This is a genomic window from Nostoc flagelliforme FACHB-838 (genome assembly GCF_014698065.1).
Lineage (GTDB): Bacteria > Cyanobacteriota > Cyanobacteriia > Cyanobacteriales > Nostocaceae > Nostoc > Nostoc flagelliforme_B.
In genome coordinates this window covers 29679-56044 of the sequence record NZ_JACJSI010000016.1, presented here as the reverse complement: position 1 = coordinate 56044, position 26366 = coordinate 29679, and the positions used below count along the sequence as shown (strand labels likewise).

Below are 26366 nucleotides of genomic sequence, written 5' to 3'. Positions count from 1 at the left end.
AATTACTTGAGAATTAAGGGGGGATATTTATCGATTTCATTCATGAGGTACTTACTTAACAATCTCGCTTGGATTTCAAAGGATTCTTGATAGGTGCATTTGTTTCCCATCACTGGATGTTTGAAACTCGATAGTTTCTTTTGTTGGTAGGCGCGAAGAAATGTATACAGTCCTTCTTTGGTTAAAGACACAGCACCACTGAGCGGTTCGGTGGTAAAGTCAGTTAGGGCTAGCGATCGCTTGTTAATCAGCGACAACACTACAGCATCCACTATTAAAGGACGAAATTCCTCCATCAAGTCTAAGGCTAGGGAAGGTCTACCATAACGCTCGACGTGTAAGTATCCTAAATAGGGATCGAAGCCAACAATATTTAAAGCACTTTGCACGTTATGACGTAGCAATGAATACCCAAAACTCAATAACGCATTAACTGGATCGGTTGGTGGGCGGCGGCGTCTGGCTTCAAATCGAAATTCTGAGGTTTTGATTAGTTGTTGAAAGCAACCAAAATAGGCTGCACTACCAGCACCTTCTAAGCCTCTGAGTGAATCAATACTGCTAGTTTTTTCGATTGGTGCGATCGCGTTTTCCAATCGAGTAATGTTATTATTCAGGTCAGTATCAGGATGCTCTCGCTGAGTGCGAAGTAAGCTATGGCGGTAATTTTTTAATTTACCCCGCACAAATCCTTTAACTAAATGGATTGCTGGTTGTGATTCTCCCACAGCTTGCCATTGGGCTTTACGAACAAAGATATTTTTAGTAGCTTCTGGTTCTAAACGCCCTAAATATCGTCCGTTTTGTGTGAGAAATGTTAAGCAAATGTGACGTTCTAAAAGTTCATTGACGACGGCGGGAGAAATAGTAGCCCGTCCTAGTACTACAATTCCCTCTATTTTAATTAAAGGGATATCCAAGATTATTTTTTGTTCAGCTTTGACGGTGAGACGTTCGTCAACTTTACCGATAAAAGCATCGGCTTGTGTTACGTAAACTGTTCCCATGATTTAATCCTTAATTAATTGAAAGTTATTAAACTCAATACAATTTGGTTAGCTTATTTACTATGCGAAGATCCCCCCAACCCCCCTTAAAAAGGGGGGCTTATCTTCCTCCTTTACCCCCTTTTTAAGGGGGTCGCCACAGGCGGAGGGATCTTATTTGAACAGTGTTGAAAGTCAATACATTCTCAAACTATAAGTTACCAGAGGATGATTTAATTGACTTCTTGATAACTTTTGACTTTATCGGTTGCTTTGGGTAAACATTGCGAATAAAGACTGCATCCTTGGCAGCGTTTGCTGTAAACTGGTTTTGGCATTGCTCCTGTTTCTAATAGATTTGTGACAGCTTCAATAGTTGCGATCGCACTTTGTCGTAACTCTGCATTAATGTCTACTAATTGCCGTTGATGGGAGTGGGCATAATAGATATATCCAGTGTTAACTGGTTCTCCTGTCATCTCTTCTAAACATAAAGCTTGGGCACAAACTTGTAATTCATCGTTATCCCATTCGCGTTTGCGCCCTCGTTTGTATTCCACTGGATAAACTTGACCAGATTCGGCTTCAATTAAGTCAGATTTGCCGATAAGTTTGTATTGTTCAGACTTTAGCCAAATTGCTCGAAATTGCCAAGTTTCTCCTCGCTGTATATCGCTTGTCGTGTGGACGCGATCATGTAAAGTTGTACCTTCAATTGTGTATTGATTATCGGTAAACTCTCCTGCACAAAACATCCGCCAACAGCGATGCGGACAATAGGCATATTGATTCAATGCCGCAATGGAAATATATTCGATGTTATTCATAACTTAGGTGGTTTTTAAATGATTATTAGAATTATGGAGAATACAGCCGTCGCGTCATTCCCATACCCATTGTGGTTTTACGACCAATTCCTGCATACAAAGCAAAGTCAGCTAAAGCGTTAATTTGCTTAATTTGTATTGGTTCAACTACCCCTAAAATCTTGTAGGTAACTTCGCCAATAATGCCAATAAATTTGCTGCGAGAGTCGGCTAATATTTCTGTGTGAATATTGACAAATGAGGGAAATATTGACTCGATCGCAATGTGAGAAAATTCTATGCTACTGTACTTATTCCACCGCGAAAGTAGGGAATTAAACACAGATTCTCTGGTAGGAAGGGTAGTATCATACTGTCCTTGACGGAAGGCGGTAGGCGTGGAAAAGCTAAGGTTAATGGAAGAATTGCGTAGGCGTAGCCCGTCGCAGACATCGCTAGCTTCTTCGTATAATTGAGCGTAAGTACTGGCATTTGCCCAAGGTTGAATAGATTGGGGTGTGCCTTGAATGCTGGTAATATACAAGTCAGCCGGGCCAAGATGCCAAGGGCGATTGGGATTAAGATTTAGCCAAAGTTGAGTAAGTTTGCCAAATAGAGTGTCATCTAATAAAGAGATGCGCCACCAACAAGGAGTTCCGGCGGGAATGGGTTGTTGATGTGAATATTGCAATTTAGATCCACCTTTACCCCCCTTCAAAAGGGGGGAATTAATTTGTAGGGGGGAAAGGGTGAAAGCTTTATCTGCGGTGGAATCGTGTAAGCGATCACCTAATGTGCTATCTACAGAACTAACAAGGGTTAAAAATAGGGCGTGGAGATGTCTACCTGTGAGATATTGTGGTGGAATGGGTGATTGAGGTAGCAAATTCAACACTAAACTATGAGGCATACTTTCTCTTTTTGGTTGTAGATTGAGTGATTCTTGACTCTACAGTAAACTCAGGGATTTCCTGAAGTTCAGTTTCACTCAAACTATACTGTTCACAAACGAGACTTAGACGATTTCCTGGGGTTTTGACAGCGTTAACCGAATGGGTTAAATCACCTTGAAAGTAAACTAAGGTATTGAATTGGGGCTTAATTTGCCCAAGTTGGCGTTTGTGCGATCGCAATACCAGTTCTCCACCTTCCATATCCGCAGGTACTCGCACATAGAGGACACTGACAACCGCAGGCGGTTCAATAGTTTTGCTGTAGGAACGCAGGGAGCGATCGATATGCGGATCGACGCGGGAGCCTTCTTTTAGCTGTAAAGGATTGAGGTAAAAAGCATTACAATTCGGCTGGAGAGCCAAATCGAGGTAAGGCTTGAAGTAGGGAAACTGCTGTTCTACCTTTGCTAATCCAGAACGCTGAAATACTACGGAAAATCCTTTGGTGGCGACAAAATCGCGGTTGAGGTTGTTGATAGCAAAGTAAGGACAAGCTTGGATTTCTCCCCACAAGTTATTTAGGTAATCGCTGGGGAAGGCATTGGATTGTTGTTGATAGTGTTTCACTGGGGATAGAGGAGCGATCGCTGAATGTGGTATCTAAAATTTTAAAGACTGTCGAGTGATGATAGTAGTATTCTTTTAAGTTAGAAAAACTACATAGAGAGAAAGACTAATGAGAATTGATGATTACAATGCAGCAAAGGCACTAACTGAAAAACTTAAAGAGAACTTACCTATTAAAGCACGAGCCGGGAAGGAGTTTTTGAAGACATTAAAGCAAAAAGGAGTAAACGCCGATCCAGACAGAGAATTTGAAATTGATTTCGTTGGCTATTCAGGAGATGAAGGCGGGATTATGTGCGGACTAAAAGAGCTAAATAATCCCGAAAGTAAAGAAAAATATGTTTCTTCTATTACTCATCTAAAAATTGACTCTAATCATCCCCTAGCTGCTGAAGTGCAGACTTACCAACGCCAGCGAATACGTAAGTTAATGTTGCAAGACTCCAGAGGTTTTCAAGCTGAGTTAATGACGATAGAGCCTCGAAAAAATAAAAGCCGTGGTAAAGGTTTTGGGAAGTGATTAATTCCGAAAACGATATTCTATCCGAACTGGAATTTTTAAGTTTTGAATGCCATCAAATTGATAGTATTGACCTCGCATTTGGACATTCTGAATTAAGCTAACTGGAGGCATATTCACAACATCATAGCTAATCACTTGATTAGTAAACATCACATCTAAAGGATTCAATGGATGTGTACAAGTGAATATACCCTCAGTAATTTTAGGTTTCGGTAATTGTTCAACCGTCACTTCGGCTTTGCTCATCCATTTACCCAAGCGAATCCACTTTGCTAGTTTGAGTTCTTTTTGAGATATGACAAAAAACTCAAATAGACTTTCTGCTGCTATTTCCTTTGCTCTGCCAAAACTAGGAATGTTTTTTTGGGTTTTCTCCATTTCAACGTGGTAGTTGTTGTTAGCATACTTCCAGGTGTTGAGAATGGAAGAATGACTGAGCGATCGCGCCGGAGTTACGTAAATTCCTTGTTGATTGAGTGGCGTTAAATGCTCCTCATATTTTGGCACTTGTTCGGGGCAAAAATATCGATAAGAATGTTCTTCAGCAACGGTAGTAGAGTAGATTTGGCTATCAACTAATAAGAGTGCATAACAGAGAGCGTAATTGTGAATTATTGGCTCTGTTTCATACAATCGCCCGATTTCACGAGTTGCATAATAGAGGCTGTCATGAAGTTCTATTTGACAGCGATAAATAAACACCATTACTCTTTCCCCGCTTTAGCAGCAGTTTTCTTCTTGCTGATATGCTTCTTGGCATAATCCTTAGCTTCCGCATCAGCTTTTTGCAAAATTGCCTGAATTCCTTTCTCACTTCCTGTTAAACTTTTAACTTCATTAATTAAGGATACAAAAGCATCACCAATGAAATCTGTATGAACAATAAACTCATCAGCCATTAATGCCTCAATAGCATTTTTAGCAGCAGTAATTACATCATCTTCATCTAGTGGATCGGGAGCATTTAAAGTATTATTAGATTTCATTTGGTCATATATTGCTTGAGTCCAACGCAGGTTACTAGTAATTTCTCCATCCGCAAATACAACACCAATTAACTCATTTCTGACGCGCCCTGTACGGGTGGTTTGCGCTCCATAGTGACGAGTTCGCAGAATGTTATTAAAAACGTAAAGGAAGCTAGCTTCAGTGGGGTCTTTCAATGTGACAATACTAGGAAAGAAAACTTGCGGTCTAATATGGTCTTGCTGATTAATTCTACTGGTAACTTCACCAGGTTTAGAACCATTTTCACCCTTGGAAGCCATCGTACCATTTTCATAAGGAGCGTTGAGGGTGAATGTTTCGTGTGATTCATCAAAAGCTGTAATTGAGAATGCCGTGTCTACCACAACTTTTGATTTTTCAGAGCCAGAGTCACCAATAGCAAATCCGTAAATGATGCAATCAGGATTATCCATTGCGAAATTCACGTTGTATTCGCATTCTTCAGCCGTCATTAAGCCATAGTTACGCAGCAATTCCCGACCAACTAAACGCTCTGGGGTAGACTGTTTGCGCTTGAACATTGACAAACGGCTAATTGTGGTTTTGTCTTTAACTCCTGCTCTTACCCGTGCTTTATTCAGTTCTGCATCTGTCTGAAATAGAGGATAAGATTCAGTAATGCGAATAGTTAAGAAATGAACATATTTACCCATTGGTTTGTAAGGAATCTCAGCTTGAAAGAATTTGGATTCAACAGTTTTTAAAATTGCCATGATTTTCTCCAAAAAATTGTTTACTACTTGTTTACTTCTAGAGGAAGAATTTATTCCGATTCATTAACATCATCTATTACAGGAATATTTTCATTTCTTCCTGCATTTTCTTTGTCATCTTCAAGACGATAAAGAAATTCACAGGTATCTCGAATTAAGTTGAGTTGACGACCTGCCAAACGAGCGCGATCGCCTGCAAATGCGTTATCAAATACCTCCACTACAAAATACTTGGCGAAATCTAGAACAGCTTGCCGTTCTTCCTCTCGTTTGCTCATAATCCAACGTCCTTCAGCAGTAGAAGAATGAACGCGATCCATGAGTTTAAAAACTTCTGCTGCAACAGCCACAACTAATGTTTCTCCCTGAAACACACTTGACTCAGCTTTGAGTATAGTTTCAGCCGCAATATCAACTGGTTTCAACACAGCATTAGACTTAGGATTATAACGTTTATTAGCTCGATAAAATCTGCGATATAAATCTGTTAATTTCTTAGGATGATTCAGACTTGATGCTTTTCCCACAATTAATTGCTCCATATTAGTGTCATATTTCACACAAGGGTCAAAACAAGGATAAAAATGATAGGCATAAAGCCGAATTTTCTCGATTCGCGCTGTTTCCGAACCCTGATTGCGTACCCAGCGATTTAGATAAGAAAAGACGTACAACGGACTGGTTTCAAAATCTTTAGCCAGTTCTGTAAATCTCCCCCAGTTGGCATCGTAACCAGACTTACTCTGTCGCGCATTCACATCTAAATGAATGGCGTAAGCGGCGGTAAGCACATTTAAAGGTGCCGGGTATTGGATGCCGTTTTCGTTCCAGCCTTCGAGGATGTAGTCAAGACGGAAGCGATCGCGCCTTACTAAAGCACGGAAAGCATGAGGCGCACTATCAAGGAAAACGCTTTCCTCAAATTCAGCCCCATCATTAAAAGGTGGAATTGGTGACTCAGAAACTACAGTTTTAACATCTAAAATCATCGGGAAAGCAAACGCTAACCAAGTTGGCATTACCCAAGATTCTGTATCGGTGCTGTCTCTTCCTGGGGGGAGTGCCATGAAGTAAAATGTTAAAGGCTGGTCTTCAGGATAGGAAAGCTTAAAGGTGCGATCCTTATCACGTTGGAGGTTTTCATCAATTAAGAAACTATCTACACTTTGGTAGCGATCGCGCCCCAAGTTCGCCTGTAAATCCTTACTGATAAAATGATTGCGAACGCTGGTATCAAAGCGAGTTTGAGCAATACCATTGTATGCTTTCTGCAAAAACTTGTTAGTCTCTGGAGTAAAGTAATAAGTAGGATAAAAGTAGAGATAGCGATATTTACCATCTTCAAATCGCTTACCTACAGCTTGAGTTTGATTCATCAAGATTTGCCTCAGCATCATCTCCACACCTGCAATACTGGAGATATTGCGTTTAGCGTTAGAACCTCCTAACATTTGCTTGTTTGTATAAACTTGTGGCGTAAATAAAACTGCTGATTCCATTTGCTCAGTAACCGTGTAAGCAGAATGAGAAATTGAGCAGATTAATTGTTTCCCTCGCCCTGCTTTTTTCGCAGCATTATAATTATCTAACTCATTTAGAAATGTTTCAACTTGCGTTTTAACAGATGGCTCTTGATTAGTGCCTGGTAACATCACAACTCGTTTTACCCAAAGCCTTAAATCATCCCAACCATCAGGTAATTCATACTGAGAAATTATCGGAGAAATTAAGGCTGTCGAATAGCCAATGACTTGCTGACAAGCTTCACGTACATCTTCAATTCCTGGATGATGTTCTAAATATTTAGCCGCCAGATAGTACCATTCATAAGGTACTCCTCCCGTATTTCCCTTTAACTTGTTTTCTTTGAGACTTTCGTTAATGCGTTGAATTTCTCTAATTTGGGGTAAACATTCTGCTAAATTCCAAAATTCTGCAACTTTATGAGTTAAATCAAAATCGGGAACTGCTGGCAGCTTTTTATCTTTCTTACGAGCAGAATCAACGCGATTAACTGTTTCTTCCCAAATCTTCCGGCTAACTAAATCACCAAACTCTGCTATTTGGTCAATACGGATATCGTCTTCAAATTTGAAGTCATAATCAGCAGATAAAACATTTTGTTGCTGAAACTTATTGAGATTTTCGCTGCGACTTTTAGCAACAGAGCCTTTATTAGGGTTTAAGATGCGTAATGTAGCATCTAAGGCTACTTTCATCAAGCCTATATCATCAAAAAATAAGTTGTAATATTCGGCATATTTCATGCCTTTGCCATCTCTACCAAATCCTGTTTGTCTGAGGCGTAATTGACCTGCACAAAGCGATTTAATACTGTTAACTACACGGTCTGGTAAATCTTCCGGCGAGATAGCTGGAGCATTGCGCGAAGCCAAGTAAATCACGCCTGTTGGCAGATATAACAAAGGTTCATAGTAGGTATGCTCATTAGTATTGAGACTAGTATGAGCCTGAATTAAAGCATTATTCACCACATTAGTTAAAACTCCACGGTTTTCAGCAATACTGTGATAGGTAAATTTCAATTGTCCATCACTGAGGCTGTGGATGATTTCTTTGAGTCTAGGATGTTCTGCATCCTGGGGATGTTTAACAATTGAGGCGAGAGAATCAGCTAAACAAGTTAAATCAGATAAACTGCGAAGGGTACGGTCTTTAAGAAGAGGATTTAACCCGAATTCAGAAAAATTCCAGTTAGTATCCCAGCGACGTTGAGCATTATAAGCCATGCACAACAAATCATCTAGATACTCTTGATAAGCTTCAGGATTTTCTGGATTTATAAAGTTATCTAGTCCTAACTGCTGAACTTTTCTATCAATAATTTCACGATGCTCTGTTAGCGGTAGCTTGCGGCAGTTTTCAGGGACATCAGGAAACTTTTCAAAATCATGTAAAATAAATCCAGCAATTACTAATCTGCGTTCTCGCTCTTTCACCACTCGCTGCACTGTGGTATTGAGTTTTTCTAAACGTTTCTCAATTAAATTTGCTGGGAATAATCCATTGAGTAAGTGAGTATTCAGCGATTGGTCAGCAGCGTTATCTCGTCTGACTTTAGTTTTTCCTTCAGCTTCTCGTTGTTGGTCAATTTCATCAAAAAACTTACCGCCTTTTGCCGTTACACCAATGGCTATCCGCAATAGATTTGGTAAAACATATTCGGCAAAGTCTGCTATTACCTTATCATCTGGATTTTGAGACTGAATTGCTTCACGCAATAGCTTGAGTGTTAGTAACTCACCTTCAGTTTCAATAGTACGGTCTGAAGAATCACTATCAAAACCAAAATCACCTGATAACCAATCATCATCTACTGCTTCGCAATTCCCATTATTTTCTGTTTGTAAGAGTGATAACTGTTGATATTCATCCGAATTTTTACTTTTTTTAGCCATCTTCTTGACTCAATGAAATTAAATAAGAGTTAACTTGGCGCACATAAAGCGGATATTGTTGCAGCGCTAAACTGATAGATTTGAAAACTTCCGTAGGATCTATCTCGTCATATTCATGAACAAGACGATTTCTTAATCCTGATGATGGGGCTATTTGTCTCGCTAATTCAGGAGTAATCACACCGTATTTACCAAGACTAATAAAAGAATTAAAGTTAGTTTCCAACTTCCCTGGATTTAGCTTTGATAATATATGATCGTTGATATCTATCGCTGCTTGAGTCATTAATTGCAGCAGTCTTTCTACAACAAGTTGTTGACGAAAATCATTTAAAAATTCATCAAGGCTAGTAGACTTAAACTCCTCTAAAGTATTGTAGTATTTGGTGATTAACTTTAATCTAACCAAAATTATCTCAGCATCTATATTATTCATACTCCCCACTTATTTAGTTCTATTTCAATTTTTTTGTGTTGTTCTTGGCGAAATTTCTTCAACTCTGCTTCTGACTTTAATGAAGTTAATCTAAATGTCTCAAATTCGCCAGGATATTTCTCAAACAGCATAATTCCATCACGAGCAACGAAATGAGCAATTAACCAAGAACAGCGATTAAGTTCTACAACGTCAATTTGATCAGAATTTATTTTGAATAATTCGCCAATAACCATAGGTAATTCAAACCAAAGGAAACTATTATCTTTTACATAAGCCTCACGTTGTTCTTGATCGCACAAAACTGCAAAATCCCAGTCACTCTTAACGTTTGTCTTACCAGTAGCTCTAGAACCAAACAAAACTAACATTTTTAAGTAAGGAATTTTTTCTGGTAGTTGTAAGGAAAGTTTTTGTAACTCTGCAATTGTCGGTGTATTGTTTTGCATTTGATGATTTTCCATACGGATAAATAATCGTCAACATTTATTAGCTCACTTTATAATTCTATTCAAATCCTTCCAGTAATTTGGCAACTTGCTCTGGAGCCGGAAGCTGATTTTTTAATTCTTGAGGCAATGTTGAAACTATTTGATAACTAGCTGCACCAATTGGTTTATTCGATTCCTTCAACGCATATTCAACAATCGTTCTCTGCTTAGACTTGCAAAGAATAATTCCAATGGAAGGATTTTCATCAGGTAGTTTTACCGTGTCATCTAAAACAGCTAAATAAAACTGCATCTTGCCAACATATTCAGGTAAAAAGTTACCAATTTTCAGTTCTATCGCTACTAAACACTTTAAGCGGCGATGATATAATAAAATATCTATGAAATATTCCTCTTCATCAATTTCTAACCGATATTGACTACCGATAAAAGCAAATATCCCGCCCATTTCTTGTAAAAATGGTTCAACTCTTGCTAAAATCGCCTGTTCTAGCTGTCGTTCACTGTGTTCATCTGCTAGTTCCAAGAAATCAAAAGTATATTCATCTTTGACAGCTAGTTTTAATTGGTTACGGATTTCTGTTGGAACAGTTTTATCAAAGTTAGTCTGATTCAACAGAATCTTTTCATAGGTTTGATTTTCAATTTGGTGAATCAAAACATTCTTTGTCCAGCCAAATTTACGAGTCGTTCTGATATAAAATTCCCGTTCTATGTCATCTTTGCACTTCTCTACAATGACTAGATTGTGACTCCATCCAATTTCTCGCACCATTGGTGCGAGTTTTTCATTGTTGACATAAGATTCATAAAAAAGTCTCATCCGCCAGAGGTTAGCAGCAGAAAATCCGCTAATTCCTGGAAACTCTGCTTGTAAGTCTTTTGCTAACTGTTCTACTACGGATTTCCCCCAAGTAGCGCCCTGCTGTTGAGTAACAATTATCTGTCCAATGCCCCAGTAGAGGTTAATCATTTCCCGATTAACTGCTTTTAGTGCTTCGTACTGGGCTGAACGAATACACTGTTTTATTTCCATTACTAAATGTCTGTAATTGTCTGAAATGGGGTTACTCATACTAAACTCCAATTTATAGAAGCTCCTAAATTATATTTTTATTAACTTGCTTGTAATCACATATAACCTGTAAAAAATAATCTACTATCTATTAGGGCAGGCATTCTGCCCTAATAGATATTTATAAATTATGAAATTGAGGAGGTTGGTAAACAAAGAAATTCTTATTTACAAACTCCTTAACTAATTAAGCAGCCAATTTTATAAACTCTAGAGGAGTAATACAGATTTGCTGCGGAAATAGATTAAGTTCAAGTTGCTCATACTTGCTTGATTGCTGAATCTCTTTAACCAATTCCGGTACATCCTCAGTTACAGAAGGTTGTTCTGAGGTGTAAGGTTGCAGGTCAAAGAGTTCTAATTGAACATAGTTGTCCATCAGTTAGAACCTCCACTTAATTTTTAGGAATGTTTTCTCAAGAAAATGAGATTTAAAAGGTCTTTTATTACGTCAGAACCTCCATTTAGATTTTGGGCTTCTGCTTGCTTCATAAAGAAGCGAAGCATTAGTTGGACGGCTGTGATTATCAGTTCAACTACGGGAGAAGCATAGCGTCAGACGGATGCAAGCATCGGTACAACGAATCTCCTTCTCTGTCCTTGTAGGCTGACACCAACAAGTAAAGAATAGCACATGAAAGTTTTCTGACAATAAATTCAAAGACCTTATAAAATTCTTATGAATTCTCCTATATCATTGAGGTTGGAGAGCGATAAAGTATTGAGCAAACTAGAATCCCTATCAGGGATTGAAATCTCCTTTTCTGCACTTGAAGGCTTACGCCCTCCTACTGTAAATCAGTAACCAAAATCCCTATCAGGGATTGAAACTTCAAACAACCCATATCTCATCTCCTTTGCTTTTAAACGTGTAAGCAAGCGTATCCAGCAGCAGCGCAGAATGACCAAAAGCGATCGCATACGGCGCAGTAGCATCATGAAAGCTATACTGATCGCTGATGCCATAAATCTGAAAATTCATCGGTAGCCTTAGCCGCATCCGCACTTCAGCAAGAGGACGGCGAATCACGTAACAAACCAAACCTTCCTTTTTTAGGCGTTTGTTAATTTCCCCAACCCAATAGTTGTCAGGTTGCCAAATTTCCACACCAGTCAAAACCTGAACTTTCCAAGCATCAGCAATTGGCTGCAAGTTTCCAGAATAGGTAAACTTCCAGTTCAGCCGTTCCTCTCGGTAGGAACGCAACTTCATAAATGCTAGACAATGAGCAAATCTACCTTTAGCAATGGGTTGTCCAGTGCGTTCTGCGGTTTCTTTGAGTGTCCGTATAAATGCCGCTTCCGTCCACATTTCAATTTCTAAATTGCCCAAAATACCCGGTAAATCGTAAGTTTTAAACCTATCTGCCTCGTTTTCTTCCGTTAAGTCGTATAAACCACATTGCAAAGGACTTGAACCGCGAAAACTAGCAGCATCCTCAGCAATAGGATTTCCTAATTTACCAGAAAGTGCTTGCCAATCTTTCGCCCATCCTTGAATATGTCCAGCTTGTGACTTCAGACTAGTTTCAAATAATTGTTCGCAGGCTTCTTGAAACTTGTCTCGGCTTTGTGCATACTGTTGTTTAATTGTGCGATCGCTCAACTGATAAAACAGCCAAAATGATTGCACAGCTCCCCAACGACGATAATAACCACGAAAATCGTTGATTTGTCGATAATTCTCAGTAATTGTATTGTGAAAAAAGGGGCGATCGCAAATACTATTCACTTCTAAGGGTGGAGTATCACCTTTAAACAATCGCTCTACCAAAAAGTTAGGAACTAGAGAAAAAGCTGTAAAATTTTCAAACTTAACTATCTGTCCATCTTTTTCATATTCATCATGCCTTCCTAAGCGTCCTAAACGTTGGATAAAGTTACCTGCATCGGATGATTCAAAAATTAGGAAATTGATTTTGAAATCAACCCCAACATCAATTGTGCTAGTACCAATAACCAAGTCAGCAGCAAGACTTCGCTCCTTTTCTCCTTTTCCCGATAGCCCTGTATTCTCTCCAACTTTCAAGCCGTAAGGTTGTAAGATTTCCCGCAAAAATTGAGTTAGACGTTTGACTGCTGCAATTGAGTTAAGGATGATTGCGCCTTTGCTTCCTGGATACTGCTGAAACTGAGCCAAAATCAAATCACTATTTTCTTTTAACCAGGTTTCTGAAGCTTTAAACGATGGTTCCAAAGGAATAAAATTCAACGTAATTGTTCGTGCTACCTGCCGCCAGCCCTGTGTTTGCAGTTGCTGCCCCTCTTCTGGTGTATCGGGAAACTGATATTTATTTTGTTTTAGAGGATCAATTTCTTTACAACGAAATCCGGCTTTTTCTAATCGCCCAATTAAGTTTGTATCTGGTGTGGCTGAGAGAAACAGAAATTTCTTGCGGCGATTGGTACAGCGAATTAACAACATTGTGTTAATCACGCTAGCAATTTGGGGAGCTGCAAAAACGTGAAATTCATCAAAAATAAATAAGTCGAAATCTTTATCAATTCTGCCCCATAACTTATCTGGGCTATCGCCACGAATTATATAAGCACCTCGATGTAAGTAGTGAAAAATATCAGGGTTAGTTAATAATGCTTCTCTCTGGTTAGTCAGAGTTGCGATCGCAGCTCCTTTTTTCAATCCTTCATTTTCTGCATAAATCTCTAAATCAGCCCCACTCAGTCGCACTACACGCGGCTGATTCTCTGGCTCGAATTTCTCAACATATCCTCTAATCTGCGTTTCTTGATCGCGGGCGAGTTCATTGGTTGGGTAAAGTCCAATCGCAGAAAATTCGCCCTGAAGAACTTCTAGGTAAGCCGCTAGACTTTTACCATCGCCAGTCATCGCAGTGTTGAATACTACATCAATATTTGGATCGCGCAACGCTTCTAAAGTTGCAGCTTGATGCCAAGAAAGCAACCAATGTTTAGGTAATTTCACCCCGTCAGGTGTTGGAACTGTTTGGGAATAAACAGGCTTGAGAGTAATTCTGTATGCTTCGTTAATATTCATTTTTTTGATTCCTTTTGCAATCCTAAAGGAATTTCTACATAGCTATCTCTTGTCATCTTTGCAGCATAAGCAATACAGGCTAGGATATCTTCTCGTTCCAAACCAGGATATTCTTCCAAAATTGTCTCTATTTTTTCTCCACTTGCAAGAAGGTCGAGAATTAAACTAACCCATATACGATGACCTTTAATACAAGGTTTACCGAAACAAATATTTGGATCAATGGAAATTCGAGATAGTAAATCGTTCTTAGTCATTCAAACTTCTCCCAATTTGTCGTAATTTTTCTCAATGAATTCTCTTCTCCTAATTTTATATTCGGATATACACTTAAATAGTGTCCGTAACTGGTTGTTAAAAACTATATTGGCACGCAAAATAGAAGTTGACAAGAGAAACTATGTACAAACTATACGGACATTTTTAATGAGTCGAAAAGGTCAATCTATTACACTGTCGATATCAGAACATGATAAAGCCGAGCTAGAAGCGATCGCTCGTGAATTCGGTATGATGTGGGGAGAGGAGCCTAACATCTCTAAGTTAATTAAAGCGATCGCTCAACGTAAGTTACTCATCGGTAACAATAACAATTGGAAAGAACCACGCATCAGAGCATTACATAGATGTATCAATGCGTTGACAGACATCGGGCAAATTGAACAAGCCCAAATCATTGCAAACTTACTTCTCGAACGCAGCGAATTATCATTACCGTTGCGGGGCGAAATCGAACGTTTCTTAGAGAATTTGCCCCCACCTTGGCGCTTAGAAATAGATCGCTACATCTTGCGCGAACAGCCTTTTCAGCTTTCATATCAGGATGCAGCAGAGCGTGTGTTTAATTTTACCGTTCGCCACGCCAAAGTTACACCCCATGAAAAGCGGCAATATCTTGATTGCTGGTGCGAAGAGACAGAAGGAAACTTTGATATCCCAGAACTGGTTCACAACTGGAGTTTACGATTAGACAGGATTACAGAAGCTGCTGTCATGCCAATTTCTGGCGAGTGGCGAAATTTGGCTGAGATAGAAGTAGAGATGCACTTATTTGCTGGCTTGGCTTTTGCCTATCAATCTAAACCAGAAGACAATGTTAATGAGTGGCTACCAGATCAAGCGCGAGTCCGGCGAGTTGTTAGGCGAGTATCTAGTACATTTTGGTTTATGCGGGAAGTGATGCAGTATGCGCCAGATTGTATAGTGATATTACCAGAGAATGTGCGCGATCGCCTCAAACAAAAACTCCTCACCTTATGCCAGTTATACGACATCGAAACCAGGAGTTAAGTCTTGTGGGATAGGCATCTTGCCTAATATAGGCTATAATACCATGTTCGGCAAATCACTTATAATATGTCATTGCGAATGCAACGAAGTGGAATGAAGCAATCACAAAGGTTTGGGATTGCCGCGCTACGCTCGCAATGACATAAGTATTAAGTCGAACATGATATAACATATCAAAATAAATCGGTTCGGCAAGGCAGAAATCCTCATAATCGATCAAATTAATCTCCTATTTACTGAGGGTGTCAACCCACGCGATCGCCTACGACGGGCGGTTACGCCATCGCTCTTAAGGCGAACGAAGTAGCGCCTTCCAGTTAAAAAAATATACCATTTTAGGGGCGCAAGACCTTGCGCCCCTAAAAATCTAGAAATATTTGGGATAATTTATTTTTTGCAAGTCCCTAAGAGACTATTATGTTCCCGGACGAGAGCGAATATGATCGGGTATATGATGGCGATCGCCTAATATTTCTAACAAAGGGCCATTAACGTCAAATTTAACCATACTTACCGACGCAACCAAAATGTTCACCCGATAGCGATAGCGTCCCAAATCAATTCCTAGTAAACTGCAAAGCATAATCCGAATTGTGGCTTTATGGGAAACTACTAAAACATTACCTTGGGGATGTTTTTCTTGAATTTCAGCAATTACAGGCATAGAACGGTTAGCAATATCTACCGCAGTTTCTCCACCTAGTGGTGCATTCCAAGCGGGTTCTGTCAACCAATTTACATAGTTTTCTGCGTAATTCTCTTGGGCAAACGATTTACTCTTCCTTTCCCATTCGCCGTAACTACCTTCTCGAAGTCCGTCACGCAACTGCATATCCATACCGATAGCATCACAAAATGGCTTGGCAGTTGCAATTGTGCGCTTCATCGGGCTAACATAAACAGCCTCCCACTTCAATTGTTGATAAACATCGGCAAAACCGGATGCCATCTGCATCCCCTCTGTTGTCAACTCCGCATCAGTTTCACCGCAGAAATTACCACTTTGACTAAAAGTAGTTTCTCCATGTCTCAGTAAATATAAATTGAGTGTCATAGCTTGTATGCGATTGGGATAAAGGAGTTTGTGCAAAAATAAAATACCATCAATCTCGCAATCAAGTCTGTGACACTAGGACAAATTCAGAAAGCAGGAGGCAGGAGGCAGGAGGCAGAAGGGAACCGATGTTTAAAAACGTGGGATTGAAGTAAGGATGCCGCTAGATGCTCCACTCAAGACCGCACTGGCTCCCTTGTGTCTCGTGGCACTTTCCGCGACGCCGTGTCACTAGTTTTGCACTTTATTTAATCAGCATTCATTATCGTAAAATCTGGTCAATCATCCTATTGGCTTGCGAATCGTAACTGCCCCCAAATAAATTGAAGTGATTCAAAATGTGATACAGGTTATAAAGCGTTTTTCTCTGCTCATAGCCTGCATCTAACGGAAACACCTCGTTGTAACCCTTATAAAAGGGTACGGGGAAACCACCGAATAATTCGGTCATGGCGATATCAACTTCTCTATCTGCAAAATAAGTTGCTGGATCAAATATCACTGGTTCTCCCGACGCAGTACACCCAGCATTTCCGCCCCATAAATCGCCATGTACTAAAGAAGGTTGCACCTGATGATCCGCCAATAGTTCAGGGATAGTTGCTAGTAACTTGTCTTGTTTGGGAAAATTACCTCCCCGTCGCCTTGCTAACTGAAATTGATAACCCAGGCGATGTTTAATATAAAATTCCGTCCAGTCTGCTGTCCAAGTATTGATTTGAGGTGTGGAACCAATGGTATTGTTAATTTTCCAACCAAAAACTTGACTATTGCTAGCTTTATGCATTGCTGCTAACTTGCGTCCCATTTCTAGCCACGAATTGCTGTTACCGCTACCAAGTTCCAACCATTCCAGAACGATGTAACTAGAATTATCAGCAGTACCCCAACAAATTGGTTTGGGGATGCGAATACTAGCTGTTGCTAGCATTTCCTCTAAACCTAATGCCTCAGCTTCAAACATCGCAATTTGGGATGCAAGGTTTTGTTTGACGAAGTAGGTTATCTCACCATTAGAGACAGCATAACCTTGGTTGATGCACCCGCCACCAACCGATCGCCGTTGCTGACTCTGAAATTTTTCGCCAGTCACCTGGCTAATATGGGTGTCGATTTGAGTCCACATGATTAAATTGGGGAGTGGGGGATGAGGGAGCAGGGGAGGCAGGGGGAGCAGGGGAGGCAGGGGAAGAATAATTAATTATTGATTAATTATCAATGCCCAACGCCCCATTCCCAATTTTTAATTTACGGCTTGACAAAAACTACACCATAAGCGTTAGGAGATAGATACTCTTTGGCTGCTTGCATCAAGTCTGTTGCATCTTGGCTCTGAATTATTGCTGGGTAGTTAAAGGCGGGTTCCAAATCTCCTACCAAAGACTGATAATAACCATACAACCCAGAGCGATCGCTTGGTGTTTCGTTGCCAAATATAAATCTGTTAGCTACTCGCTGCCGTATACGGGCAATTTCTGATTCTGTTATCGACTCTGTTTGTAGTTTGCTAATGTGTTGAGCGATCGCATCCTCTACAACTGCTAAATTTTCTACTGCACATTTAGCTGAAATATAAAATATTCCTTGCAGCTCATTGATCATGTTGCTCACAGAAATTGAAGAAACTAATCCCCGTTCTTCTCGTAAATCCCTCACCAGTCTTGATGTCCGTCCGTGTCCCAAAATTCCGGCTAAAACATCCAATCCATAGGTGCGATCTAACTGCGTCATTCCTGGAACTCGCCAAACCATCACTAGCCTTGCTTGTTGCAAACTTTCATCGATAAATTCTCGACGAACAATTTCTGTAAATGGTGATTCAGCATTTAGTGGGGAGTGGACAGACACGCCATTAATCGTGTCTGTACTGGGCAATGGGGAGTTGCGAGTGGCTTTTGTAAATCCTTCCGCAACAGTCGCAATTAATTCTTCCACGGGTAAATTGCCTACAGCCACAGCAGTAATTGACTGAGGCTGATACCAATTTGCATGAAAATCTCGCATCTGCTGGGGTTTAAGTCCGGCTATCACCAATTCTGGCCCCAATACTGGACGGCGATAGGGTAGATAATCAAAGGCTGTCTCCATTGCCCGCCGATATGTACGCCGTTGGGGATTATCTTCTGAACGCCTAATTTCTTCTAAAACTACTAATCGCTCACGTTCAAAGGCATCATCAGGAATACTCGCATTTGATACTACATCTATTTGTAATGGCGCAAGCTCGGCAAAATCTTTGGGTGCAGTAGTTATATAGTAATGAGTATAATCTTGGCTCGTAGCGGCATTGGTAACAGCACCCCGCTCTTCAATTCGACGTTCAAATTCGCCGCTAGCCAGTCGTTCTGTTCCTTTAAAAATCATGTGTTCTAAAAAGTGAGCCATGCCATTAATGGCATCAGGCTCTACAGCAGAGCCAACTTTAATCCATAAGTTGAGGTTTACGGCTTCAACTGGCATTTGCTCGGCGATGATTGTCAAACCATTGGGCAACTGGCGCAGTGTCGGAGCATTGAGACGGGGAAGTTTCCGCAGGGTTGAGGTCATTGCTACTTGTGTCTGAGGAGCTATGTTACTCCTTTATCTTATCTGCCGCTTAAAATAAGCACTGCGATCGCACCACGAAGTGACGCAAAGAAGATTCTGGGTTAAATAGCGAACCGCAGAGGCACAGAGAACACAGAGGCAAAGACCTTCACCTAGCAATTTTGCTTGGTCGAGTAGTAGTGATGAAGCCATTAATCTGGATAAGGCTGTAAAATTATGAATAGCAATATTAAGAATTATAAAGATAAGTATCAATGTCCAGTATTTCTATTGACAAAAGCAAATCTCATGTAGTGATTATCGGCGCAGGAATAGGTGGACTGACTGCTGGAGCATTATTAGCTCATAGAGGTTATAATGTCTTAATTTTGGATCAAGCCCTCGTACCAGGTGGCTGTGCTTCGACGTTTAAACGCCAAGGATTTACCTTTGATGTGGGCGCAACTCAGGTGGCGGGGTTGGAACCAGGGGGAATTCACCACCGCATTTTCTCAGAATTGTCAATAGATTTGCCGGAAGCAACGCCTTGCGATCCTGCTTGTGCGGTATATTTGCCTGGGGAAAGCACACCGATTAATGTTTGGCGTGACAAAGAGAAATGGCAAGCGGAACGACAAAAACAGTTTCCTGGTAGCGAACCGTTTTGGCAGTTGATGGCAGCTTTATTTGGTGCTAGTTGGGAATTTCAAGGACGCGATCCGGTGCTACCACCACGTAATTTATGGGATTTGTGGCAGCTAGCGCAAGCGGTGCGTCCTAGTACATTAATTACTGTACCCTTCACTTTGTTTACTGTAGGAGATGCTTTACGGTTATGTGGACTCGGAAATGATCGCCGACTAAGAACTTTTTTGGATTTGCAACTGAAGCTATACTCCCAGGTGGATGCAGATGAGACAGCATTGCTCTACGCAGCCACAGCATTGAGTGTATCCCAACTGCCCCAAGGATTATTTCACCTCCAGGGAAGTATGCAAGTGTTGAGCGATCGCTTGGTACAATCCTTAGAAAGAGATGGCGGCAAATTGTTGATGCGCCACACTGTAGAAGAAATCAAAGTAGAAAACGGTAAAGCTACTGCTGTAGTTATTAGAAATCAGAAAACTGGCGAAGTCTGGACAGAAGCCGCCGACCACATAGTTAGCAATGTCACCGTGCAAAACTTGGTGCAGTTATTGGGACAAGCGCCATCTGGATATAAAAATCGGGTGGAAAAACTGCCCCAAGCATCGGGTGCGTTTGTGGTGTATTTGGGTGTAGATGCCAGCGCGATTCCGCCTGAATGCCCTCCCCACCTGCAATTTCTGTATGATGTCAATGGCCCCATTGGCGAAAATAATTCCCTATTTGTCTCCGTCAGTCATCCTGGAGACGGCCGCGCACCGGAGGGGAAAGCAACAATTATTGCTTCTTCATTTGTCGATCCTGCACAGTGGTGGCAGACTGATGATTATGAAGGATTAAAAGAAAAGTTTACCCAAGAAGCGATCGCTCGTCTTGCCCAATACTTTTATCTCAAACCAGAAACTATTATTTATCAAGAAGCGGCAACACCGCGCACCTTTGCCCATTTCACAGCCCGCGATCGCGGTATAGTTGGCGGTATTGGTCAAAGGATTCCTACCTTTGGCCCCTTTGGATTTGCCAATCGTACACCCATCCAGAATTTGTGGTTAGTTGGTGATTCCACCCATCCTGGCGAAGGTACTGCTGGGGTAAGTTATTCAGCGCTGACGGTAGTTAGGCAAATTGAAAAAGAGGCAAGGGACCAGGGAGCAGGGAGCAAGGGGGATAAAAAAGAATTGGGATTCTAACCACACCTGTTGCTTTAGGGGACTTCCAGAGAATAAATTACCCAATTTATTCAAATGATATTTTTCTTTTCCCCCTGCTCCCTGCCTCTTCGTTAAAAAGTCCTCCTTCCTTAGCAGGCAAGTCATACTTGTAACCGATGGCAAAAGGGACGAAAAACTGGTCAAATTAAGTTATTGTTGCGAATGCTGGAGTAATGACAGACAGCGTTTTAATTCTTGGTGGACGAGGGCGGATTGGTAGCACTGTTGCTCACGATCTAGCTACCCATACGCAGGCTCAAATTACGATTACTGGACGTTCTGCGGAGTTTGGGAAGGCTGTTAGCTTGTCTTCGGGAGGACAAGTGCAGTTTTTGGTGTTGGACTTGGCAGAAGTTGACAAGTTGCAAGATGCGATCGCAAACTCTAACTTAGTCATCCACTGTGCTGGCCCATTTCACTATCGAGATACTAATGTTCTTGAAACCTGTATTGCTCAAGGCGTTAATTATCTAGATGTCAGCGACCATCGTTCTTATACCAGCAAAGCTCTTAATTTGAGTGAACAAGCTGCTGCTGCTGGTGTGACAGCAATTATTAATACTGGCATTTTTCCTGGTATTTCTAACAGCATGGTGCGTCAAGGTGTTGAACAATTTGATAAACCAGAAAAGATCCATTTAAGTTATTTAGTTTCCGGTTCTGGCGGTGCTGGCATTACAGTGATGCGGACAACTTTTCTTGGGTTGCAGTATCCTTTTGAGACTTGGATAGATGGAAAATGGAAGATAATCAAGCCTTATAGTGAAAGAGAATTAGTTGATTTTCCACCTCCATATCGACGCACCGGAGTTTACTGGTTTGATATGCCAGAAACCTTTACACTGCCCAAAGCTTTCCCATCAGTAAAAACTGTAATTACTAAGTTTGGCTCTGTTCCCGATTTTTACAATCACCTAACTTGGATTGCGGCACACGTTTTTCCCAAGTGGTTAATGCAGCGCCGTTACATGATTGAATTTCTGTCTCATGTCAGCCATTCAATGACAGATGTTACTAATAATTTTACTGGGATTGGTGTAGCCGTTCGTTCAGAAGTTACAGGGCAAAAAGATGGTGAAACTGCCGTTTATTGTTCAACTGTAGTGCATGAAAATACAGCCGTGGCTTCTGGTTGTGGTACAGGTAGTATTGCACAATTATTGCTAGAAGGTAAACTCAAGAAACCAGGTGTTTTTGCTGTGGAAGAAGCACTACCAACAGATTTATTTGAAGAAGTAATGCAAAGCAGAGGAATTAAAATTAATCACAGTTGGTTATAGGTTAATACACTTGGGTTAAAGAATTTTATCCGATTCTACGAGATATTCAGATACACAGGTAGGGGCGTACAAATGTACGCCCCTACTAAAGTTAAAAATTAATATACCTTGCGGTAGAAGTAAAACTCTACTTAAACATTTAGGATGCCTGTGAGCCTGAAATCTTGAATATCTTGAATATATTAATACATCACCACGGCTCATAAAATAAAAATAGGAGCGTTTTTTTGTGCAAAAAATTTTATTAACTTTAAAGGAAGCGTTACGTTCAAGCTTTTTGGTCGTTGGTTTAATTATTTTCATTAGCTTGTCAGGTTCTTTCATTTTCGTTCAGCAACCTAGTTATGCAACTACTCTTGAAGAATTAAAGCTAATACCCCCAGAGTATAAACCAAATTCTGAAGAAAAAATTAATCGTGCTAACGAGTTTGACCCAGGTGTTGGCATTCTAGAAGAAGAACGACAAGAAGCTTATGAGCAAGCAATAAAAGATTCAAAAAACCTTACTACTATAGAGAAGACTTACGAAAGGAATTTGAAGGCTGAACAAGCACAAAATCCCCCAGAAAGTTTTGGTGAAAAAGCGAAAGAAGTTATTGAAAAGGTGACAGGTAAATAGGGAATATAGACCTAAAAACACAGTTTTTGCCCTGACTGGTTCTAAGCCTGGAGGCTTGGAACCGCTTCTGGGAGGCTTTGCCTCCAGTGACATGATGAGAGGCAGAGCCTCTTAGAATTCATTCCCAGCCTGGAGGCTGGGAACGAGGCAACAAAAGACTTTGGGTTTATCTTAGTGCCATTCGTGCGTTAGCCCTTGGTATAACACACCCTAGAAAAACACCCTACAAAAACACAAATTGCTTTTACTCAAATTCATCTATTGTGGTAGGAGTATTAGCCTTTATCTTATTAGCAATATTGCGCTCATACCACTTCATTAAGGGAGTTGCACTAATGCCATGTATAATCACAGAAGCTACAATAGTAGTGTAAGTTATCCAAGCAATTTGTTCGGCAGCTTCACCTTTTAAGCCATTACCAAACGCATAGGCGAGATAATATAAAGAGCCGACACCGCGAATACCAAACCATCCAATCAACCACCTAGTTCCTGGATGAAAGGTTCGGCGGTGTGATTCTACAGGGCGTTTGCCTATTGTGCTAATCCAAACTCCTACAGGTCGGATTATAAGTAATAGTAGAATTATCACTAATAAAGATTGCATAGCATAGTTAAGCATTGGTTGCAATAATAATATTGATCCCAATAGTAAAATTGTTCCAACTTCCAGCAGTTTTTCAACTTGCTCAACAAATTCCAACTGTGCTAGCGGTTTTTCAGGATCTCTGTAACTGCGTTGGACAACTAAGCCAGCAACAAATACTGCCAAAAATCCATAGCCATTCACCATTTCTGTTAAAGAATAAGTTAGTAAAATCGTGCTGATAGCAATAAAATCTTCCATTAACTCATCAGCACGACGGCGTTTTTGAATTTTCTTTTCAATCCAGACTATAGATTTGGCAACTACGATTCCCATAACAATGCCAGCTGCGATCGCCCAAATTAAATCAACCGCAATCCACTCTTTCAACCAGTTGCCCCAGTTATCATCTTTTAATGCATGAAGACCAAAATAAACGAAGGGAAAAGCTAAAGCATCATTTAAGCCACCTTCTGAAGTTAAACCAAATCTCAACTCATCTTCGTCGTTTATATCGGTCAGTTGTACTTCCGATGCTAATACTGGATCGGTAGGTGCGAGAATTGCTCCTAATAAAATCGCTTCTCCCCAATTCATTCCTAAAAACAATTTACCCACAACAGCCAGAGCAAGAATTGAAATTGGCATCAGAAATACAATTAATCGGGTTGTAATACCCCAAGTCCCCAACCTTAGAGGACGAACAATTTTTAAGCCGCAGCTAAACACAGAAATAATTACTACAAATTCTGTTATTTTTTCCAGCAGTTCGGCATTAAAAACGTCATCTCGACGTAATTGAATCAGCCCAAAGGCGTAAGGGCCTAGCAAAATACCAACTATTAGGTAGATAAGCGCAAAAGAAAGAGGTAAACGAGCAATCCAACCTGACCCTAATGTGACCATCAATAAAAGTAGACCAATCACAAATAGGTCAATAATATAGATATCTACCATATAGCAATTTATATAAAAATTACGCGTTACTTTGTAAGCATAGTTGTAATAGCTTAATGTTATAAATTACCTATGGGCAGATTTTTTTGAATTAGAGATTAGGAATTAGGTATTTAGACCCGCCACTAAATTTGAGAAGAAGAGAATAGAGTCTCCGACTGGGAATGCCATCCTTGGGGCTGCCGCCTCACTTGCTGGCGGCAAGCCATGAGCAGCATTTCCAGCCAAAGAGCTCTTAACGAGGTTTTAAAGAAGTTTTAAGCTTAAGTTGACACCAATGGGCACTGCCGTGCCCCTACACCACGCGATATAATGTTGTACCACACCTCAATGGGAACCGCTATAGCTCAACAATATTCTTAGTTTTAGCACGGAATGGAATATCTATTAAAACATAGAATATCCATTTTATCGCTATATCAAACTGGCGGTTTTGAATAAATGCAACTAAACGAATTGGTGTTTCGATTACTTGCTGGTAAGGATGTTTACGTAAATCATCCTCAAATTTGCTTTTGCTAATTAGGCGTTTTAGTGGTAATACAAGCCCCATAATAAAACAGCCATAATATTCAAATATAGATCCAAACTTTAAATTTTCATACAGGTAGTTTAAATCGCCGCCTATTCCTCTTAAAGCTCTATTTTCCGCAGGAGCATGAAAATGATCTGCTTGTGCTTGTTTCACCTTTATAATTTTGAAATCTTGTCTCTGAATTCGTCGCATTAACTCATGCTCATCGCAAGCATAGCTGTTAAAATACCTCAGATTTGTATCAAAGCGAAAGCGATTAAAAATGAATCGCCTAAATGACATAAGGCTACCCGTTCCATAGGTTTCCGTTCCTTTTTCCCAAGAACTCCCATATTGGTAAACGCATCCCCAGATAGCTGTAACTTCTGAATTTTCTTGGTAGACTTTAACTAACTCATCAAGGCAATCTGGAAATAGACTAACGTCATCATCAGTAAACACAATGAATTCACCCTTTGCATGAGCAACTCCACGATTTCTTGAGTAACATAACCCTCGGTTTTTATCGTTATTGAGAACCAAAAGGTTAGCCATGTTTTCTTCACAAGTCTTAAGAAAGCTTTGTGTATCATCCTTTGAACCGTCATTGACAACGATTACTTCATAGTTCGGATAGGTAAGGTTTGCCAGTGCGGGAAAACTATAGCTGCGTAAACTTGAAGCTCTGCCATAGGTGCAGATCACAATGGAGACAAGAGGCTTTTCCATTTGTATATGTCTTTCTTACAAATTCGTTAACTGAGAAATTTAGGAAAATAACGTAAAACTAATTGCAGAATTAAGTTATTTAATTTATATGATTCCCAATAATCTACACAGTCTAACAATTAGGAAAAAGCATATTTCTTGTGAGCAACAATACTTTTGTGCCCAGTTGTGAATTGGTGTCAACTTCAGCCGCAATATGAAGTAATATCCCGTTTATAAGATTTAGCTGTTCATTACGACTGCCTTTTTCTCTTTTCCCTCTTTTGTCACTTTCAGAAAACAATAATCGAAGCAACATTCTGAAACTTTTATGTAGTCGAGCTTTGAGCTTTTATTTTCTAACAGTAATTCAAGTTTGTAGCCAAAACCTGGAGATGGAAACCCTGAAAGGCTTTCAGCGATTGGGCTCTACCAAAGTGACAAAAGAGGGTTATATTATGTTCGACTTAATACTTATGTCATTGCGAACGTAGCGCGGCAATCCCAAACCTTTGCGATTGCTTCATTCCACTTCGTTGCATTCGCAATGACATATTATAAGTGATTTGCCGAACATGATATTAGACATCGCCTTTTTAACCATTTATAGTATTTTTGTACTATAATATAGATAGCCTCCACAAAGCCTAGCTAAATGTATAACGGCTGTGTGAAAACCTTCTGGAAGATGGATTCAAGGGTTAGTTCGATGATGAAGTATTACATTCTCAACCTCAATCCGACTGCCAAGCATGAATGGGATCGGTGTATTTTACGCGATCCGTTGACTGCTAAACGCCCAGACATTGCCAAATTAATTGCTGAAGCGGTTGGTGCGGATACAGGCAGTTATTTAGTGAGCGTGAATATCGAAGTTCAAGTTTTGGAGCAAGCCGCAGTCCCTCAAGCCGAACAACTTTCGCTTTCATTTCCAGAGGTGAGTGTGCCGTCACAACCACAACTGCGGGAAGCAGCTTGATGCAATCTAGAAATTAATTAATCATTGCCTAATACCAATTTTT

The 26366-nt window shown here is 40.3% G+C and carries 24 protein-coding genes; 6 read left to right on the top strand and 18 right to left on the bottom strand.

Features of this window, described 5'->3' with window-relative positions; genetic code table 11:
- Positions 1-2: 2 nt before the first annotated feature.
- From cas1d to H6G97_RS11030, 4 genes are all read right to left on the bottom strand, one after another.
- Positions 3-1007 carry a type I-D CRISPR-associated endonuclease Cas1d gene (cas1d, locus tag H6G97_RS11045; RefSeq protein WP_190940659.1) on the bottom strand — a complete coding sequence of 335 codons (1005 nt, stop codon included), beginning with the start codon at positions 1005-1007 and terminating at the stop codon, positions 3-5.
- Between the two features lie 212 nt (positions 1008-1219).
- Positions 1220-1813: a CRISPR-associated protein Cas4 gene (cas4, locus tag H6G97_RS11040; protein WP_190940658.1), complete on the bottom strand. Its 594-nt coding sequence runs from the start codon at positions 1811-1813 to the stop codon at positions 1220-1222.
- 31 nt (positions 1814-1844) lie between these two features.
- The gene (gene cas6 / locus H6G97_RS11035) at positions 1845-2702 is read right to left on the bottom strand and encodes a CRISPR-associated endoribonuclease Cas6 (protein ID WP_190940657.1); all 858 of its coding nucleotides are present in this window, start codon (positions 2700-2702) and stop codon (positions 1845-1847) included.
- Positions 2692-3312: a 2OG-Fe(II) oxygenase gene (locus tag H6G97_RS11030; RefSeq protein WP_190940656.1), complete on the bottom strand. Its 621-nt coding sequence runs from the start codon at positions 3310-3312 to the stop codon at positions 2692-2694. Before H6G97_RS11030 ends, cas6 begins: the two co-directional genes overlap by 11 nt.
- Before the next feature lie 109 nt (positions 3313-3421).
- On the opposite strand from H6G97_RS11030, the gene H6G97_RS11025 reads away from it, so the two are divergent.
- Positions 3422-3832 carry a hypothetical protein gene (locus tag H6G97_RS11025; RefSeq protein WP_190940655.1) on the top strand — a complete coding sequence of 137 codons (411 nt, stop codon included), beginning with the start codon at positions 3422-3424 and terminating at the stop codon, positions 3830-3832.
- Here the strand turns inward: H6G97_RS11025 and cas5d are convergent, their stop codons facing one another.
- The 9 genes from cas5d to H6G97_RS10980 form a co-directional block, all read right to left on the bottom strand.
- On the bottom strand, positions 3833-4540 hold the full coding sequence (gene cas5d, locus H6G97_RS11020) for a type I-D CRISPR-associated protein Cas5/Csc1 (protein WP_190940654.1): 708 nt from the start codon (positions 4538-4540) through the stop codon (positions 3833-3835).
- On the bottom strand, positions 4540-5556 hold the full coding sequence (cas7d, locus tag H6G97_RS11015; protein ID WP_190940653.1) for a type I-D CRISPR-associated protein Cas7/Csc2: 1017 nt from the start codon (positions 5554-5556) through the stop codon (positions 4540-4542). Before cas7d ends, cas5d begins: the two co-directional genes overlap by 1 nt.
- Positions 5557-5606: 50 nt before the next feature.
- On the bottom strand, positions 5607-8975 hold the full coding sequence (cas10d, locus tag H6G97_RS11010; RefSeq protein WP_190940652.1) for a type I-D CRISPR-associated protein Cas10d/Csc3: 3369 nt from the start codon (positions 8973-8975) through the stop codon (positions 5607-5609).
- Positions 8968-9411, bottom strand: coding sequence for a type VII toxin-antitoxin system HepT family RNase toxin (hepT, locus tag H6G97_RS11005; protein ID WP_190940651.1), 444 nt, complete (start codon positions 9409-9411; stop codon positions 8968-8970). Before hepT ends, cas10d begins: the two co-directional genes overlap by 8 nt.
- On the bottom strand, positions 9408-9860 hold the full coding sequence (gene mntA, locus H6G97_RS11000; RefSeq protein ID WP_190940650.1) for a type VII toxin-antitoxin system MntA family adenylyltransferase antitoxin: 453 nt from the start codon (positions 9858-9860) through the stop codon (positions 9408-9410). The genes hepT and mntA overlap by 4 nt, the downstream gene beginning before the upstream one ends.
- 58 nt (positions 9861-9918) lie before the next feature.
- Positions 9919-10938, bottom strand: coding sequence for a PDDEXK nuclease domain-containing protein (locus H6G97_RS10995; RefSeq protein WP_190940649.1), 1020 nt, complete (start codon positions 10936-10938; stop codon positions 9919-9921).
- A gap of 187 nt (positions 10939-11125) precedes the next feature.
- Complete coding sequence (locus tag H6G97_RS10990) at positions 11126-11317, bottom strand: hypothetical protein (protein WP_190940648.1); 192 nt, start codon at positions 11315-11317, stop codon at positions 11126-11128.
- Between the two features lie 453 nt (positions 11318-11770).
- Positions 11771-13948: a type I-D CRISPR-associated helicase Cas3' gene (gene cas3 / locus H6G97_RS10985; RefSeq protein WP_190940703.1), complete on the bottom strand. Its 2178-nt coding sequence runs from the start codon at positions 13946-13948 to the stop codon at positions 11771-11773.
- Between the two features lie 2 nt (positions 13949-13950).
- Complete coding sequence (locus tag H6G97_RS10980) at positions 13951-14211, bottom strand: DUF433 domain-containing protein (RefSeq protein ID WP_190940647.1); 261 nt, start codon at positions 14209-14211, stop codon at positions 13951-13953.
- 169 nt (positions 14212-14380) lie between these two features.
- On the opposite strand from H6G97_RS10980, the gene H6G97_RS10975 reads away from it, so the two are divergent.
- Positions 14381-15244, top strand: coding sequence for a WYL domain-containing protein (locus H6G97_RS10975; protein WP_190940646.1), 864 nt, complete (start codon positions 14381-14383; stop codon positions 15242-15244).
- Between the two features lie 415 nt (positions 15245-15659).
- Here H6G97_RS10975 and H6G97_RS10970 read toward each other — a convergent pair whose 3' ends face one another.
- The 3 genes from H6G97_RS10970 to H6G97_RS10960 all read right to left on the bottom strand — a co-directional run bounded on the left by H6G97_RS10970 (position 15660) and on the right by H6G97_RS10960 (position 18845).
- Complete coding sequence (locus tag H6G97_RS10970; RefSeq protein WP_190940645.1) at positions 15660-16298, bottom strand: histidine phosphatase family protein; 639 nt, start codon at positions 16296-16298, stop codon at positions 15660-15662.
- A 262-nt stretch (positions 16299-16560) separates the two neighbouring features.
- The gene (locus H6G97_RS10965; protein ID WP_190940644.1) at positions 16561-17424 is read right to left on the bottom strand and encodes a fructosamine kinase family protein; all 864 of its coding nucleotides are present in this window, start codon (positions 17422-17424) and stop codon (positions 16561-16563) included.
- Positions 17425-17546: 122 nt separating this feature from the next.
- The gene (locus H6G97_RS10960; protein ID WP_190940643.1) at positions 17547-18845 is read right to left on the bottom strand and encodes a M16 family metallopeptidase; all 1299 of its coding nucleotides are present in this window, start codon (positions 18843-18845) and stop codon (positions 17547-17549) included.
- A gap of 254 nt (positions 18846-19099) precedes the next feature.
- On the opposite strand from H6G97_RS10960, the gene crtD reads away from it, so the two are divergent.
- From crtD to H6G97_RS10945, 3 genes are all read left to right on the top strand, one after another.
- Positions 19100-20659 (top strand): C-3',4' desaturase CrtD, encoded by a 1560-nt coding sequence (gene crtD / locus H6G97_RS10955; RefSeq protein ID WP_190940642.1) that lies wholly within the window; start codon positions 19100-19102, stop codon positions 20657-20659.
- Between the two features lie 194 nt (positions 20660-20853).
- Entirely contained in the window at positions 20854-21960 is a 1107-nt protein-coding gene (locus H6G97_RS10950; RefSeq protein ID WP_190940641.1) for a saccharopine dehydrogenase family protein, read from the top strand.
- 229 nt (positions 21961-22189) lie between these two features.
- On the top strand, positions 22190-22579 hold the full coding sequence (locus H6G97_RS10945; protein WP_190940640.1) for a hypothetical protein: 390 nt from the start codon (positions 22190-22192) through the stop codon (positions 22577-22579).
- Between the two features lie 244 nt (positions 22580-22823).
- Here H6G97_RS10945 and H6G97_RS10940 read toward each other — a convergent pair whose 3' ends face one another.
- Positions 22824-24122, bottom strand: a complete 1299-nt coding sequence (locus H6G97_RS10940; protein ID WP_190940639.1) for a cation:proton antiporter — start codon at positions 24120-24122, stop codon at positions 22824-22826.
- 340 nt (positions 24123-24462) lie between these two features.
- Positions 24463-25365: a glycosyltransferase family 2 protein gene (locus H6G97_RS10935; RefSeq protein WP_190940638.1), complete on the bottom strand. Its 903-nt coding sequence runs from the start codon at positions 25363-25365 to the stop codon at positions 24463-24465.
- A gap of 688 nt (positions 25366-26053) precedes the next feature.
- Between H6G97_RS10935 and H6G97_RS10930 the strand changes: the two genes are divergently transcribed.
- On the top strand, positions 26054-26323 hold the full coding sequence (locus H6G97_RS10930; RefSeq protein WP_190940637.1) for a hypothetical protein: 270 nt from the start codon (positions 26054-26056) through the stop codon (positions 26321-26323).
- The last annotated feature ends 43 nt before the right edge of the window (positions 26324-26366 follow it).

What these genes read in the sequence shown, in the direction of transcription:
- H6G97_RS11025 (WP_190940655.1), top strand. Translation starts at nt 3,422, where the DNA reads ATGAGAATTGATGATTACAATGCAGCAAAGGCACTAACTGAAAAACTT.
- cas4 (WP_190940658.1), bottom strand. Translation starts at nt 1,813, where the DNA reads ATGAATAACATCGAATATATTTCCATTGCGGCATTGAATCAATATGCC.
- H6G97_RS10970 (WP_190940645.1), bottom strand. Translation starts at nt 16,298, where the DNA reads ATGACACTCAATTTATATTTACTGAGACATGGAGAAACTACTTTTAGT.
- H6G97_RS10930 (WP_190940637.1), top strand. Translation starts at nt 26,054, where the DNA reads ATGATGAAGTATTACATTCTCAACCTCAATCCGACTGCCAAGCATGAA.
- crtD (WP_190940642.1), top strand. Translation starts at nt 19,100, where the DNA reads ATGTCCAGTATTTCTATTGACAAAAGCAAATCTCATGTAGTGATTATC.
- cas1d (WP_190940659.1), bottom strand. Translation starts at nt 1,007, where the DNA reads ATGGGAACAGTTTACGTAACACAAGCCGATGCTTTTATCGGTAAAGTT.
- H6G97_RS10980 (WP_190940647.1), bottom strand. Translation starts at nt 14,211, where the DNA reads ATGACTAAGAACGATTTACTATCTCGAATTTCCATTGATCCAAATATT.
- H6G97_RS10940 (WP_190940639.1), bottom strand. Translation starts at nt 24,122, where the DNA reads ATGGTAGATATCTATATTATTGACCTATTTGTGATTGGTCTACTTTTA.
- H6G97_RS10935 (WP_190940638.1), bottom strand. Translation starts at nt 25,365, where the DNA reads ATGGAAAAGCCTCTTGTCTCCATTGTGATCTGCACCTATGGCAGAGCT.
- H6G97_RS10995 (WP_190940649.1), bottom strand. Translation starts at nt 10,938, where the DNA reads ATGAGTAACCCCATTTCAGACAATTACAGACATTTAGTAATGGAAATA.
- cas7d (WP_190940653.1), bottom strand. Translation starts at nt 5,556, where the DNA reads ATGGCAATTTTAAAAACTGTTGAATCCAAATTCTTTCAAGCTGAGATT.
- H6G97_RS10960 (WP_190940643.1), bottom strand. Translation starts at nt 18,845, where the DNA reads ATGACCTCAACCCTGCGGAAACTTCCCCGTCTCAATGCTCCGACACTG.
- H6G97_RS10965 (WP_190940644.1), bottom strand. Translation starts at nt 17,424, where the DNA reads ATGTGGACTCAAATCGACACCCATATTAGCCAGGTGACTGGCGAAAAA.
- cas5d (WP_190940654.1), bottom strand. Translation starts at nt 4,540, where the DNA reads ATGGTGTTTATTTATCGCTGTCAAATAGAACTTCATGACAGCCTCTAT.
- hepT (WP_190940651.1), bottom strand. Translation starts at nt 9,411, where the DNA reads ATGAATAATATAGATGCTGAGATAATTTTGGTTAGATTAAAGTTAATC.
- H6G97_RS10950 (WP_190940641.1), top strand. Translation starts at nt 20,854, where the DNA reads ATGACAGACAGCGTTTTAATTCTTGGTGGACGAGGGCGGATTGGTAGC.
- cas6 (WP_190940657.1), bottom strand. Translation starts at nt 2,702, where the DNA reads ATGCCTCATAGTTTAGTGTTGAATTTGCTACCTCAATCACCCATTCCA.
- mntA (WP_190940650.1), bottom strand. Translation starts at nt 9,860, where the DNA reads ATGCAAAACAATACACCGACAATTGCAGAGTTACAAAAACTTTCCTTA.
- H6G97_RS10990 (WP_190940648.1), bottom strand. Translation starts at nt 11,317, where the DNA reads ATGGACAACTATGTTCAATTAGAACTCTTTGACCTGCAACCTTACACC.
- cas10d (WP_190940652.1), bottom strand. Translation starts at nt 8,975, where the DNA reads ATGGCTAAAAAAAGTAAAAATTCGGATGAATATCAACAGTTATCACTC.
- H6G97_RS10975 (WP_190940646.1), top strand. Translation starts at nt 14,381, where the DNA reads ATGAGTCGAAAAGGTCAATCTATTACACTGTCGATATCAGAACATGAT.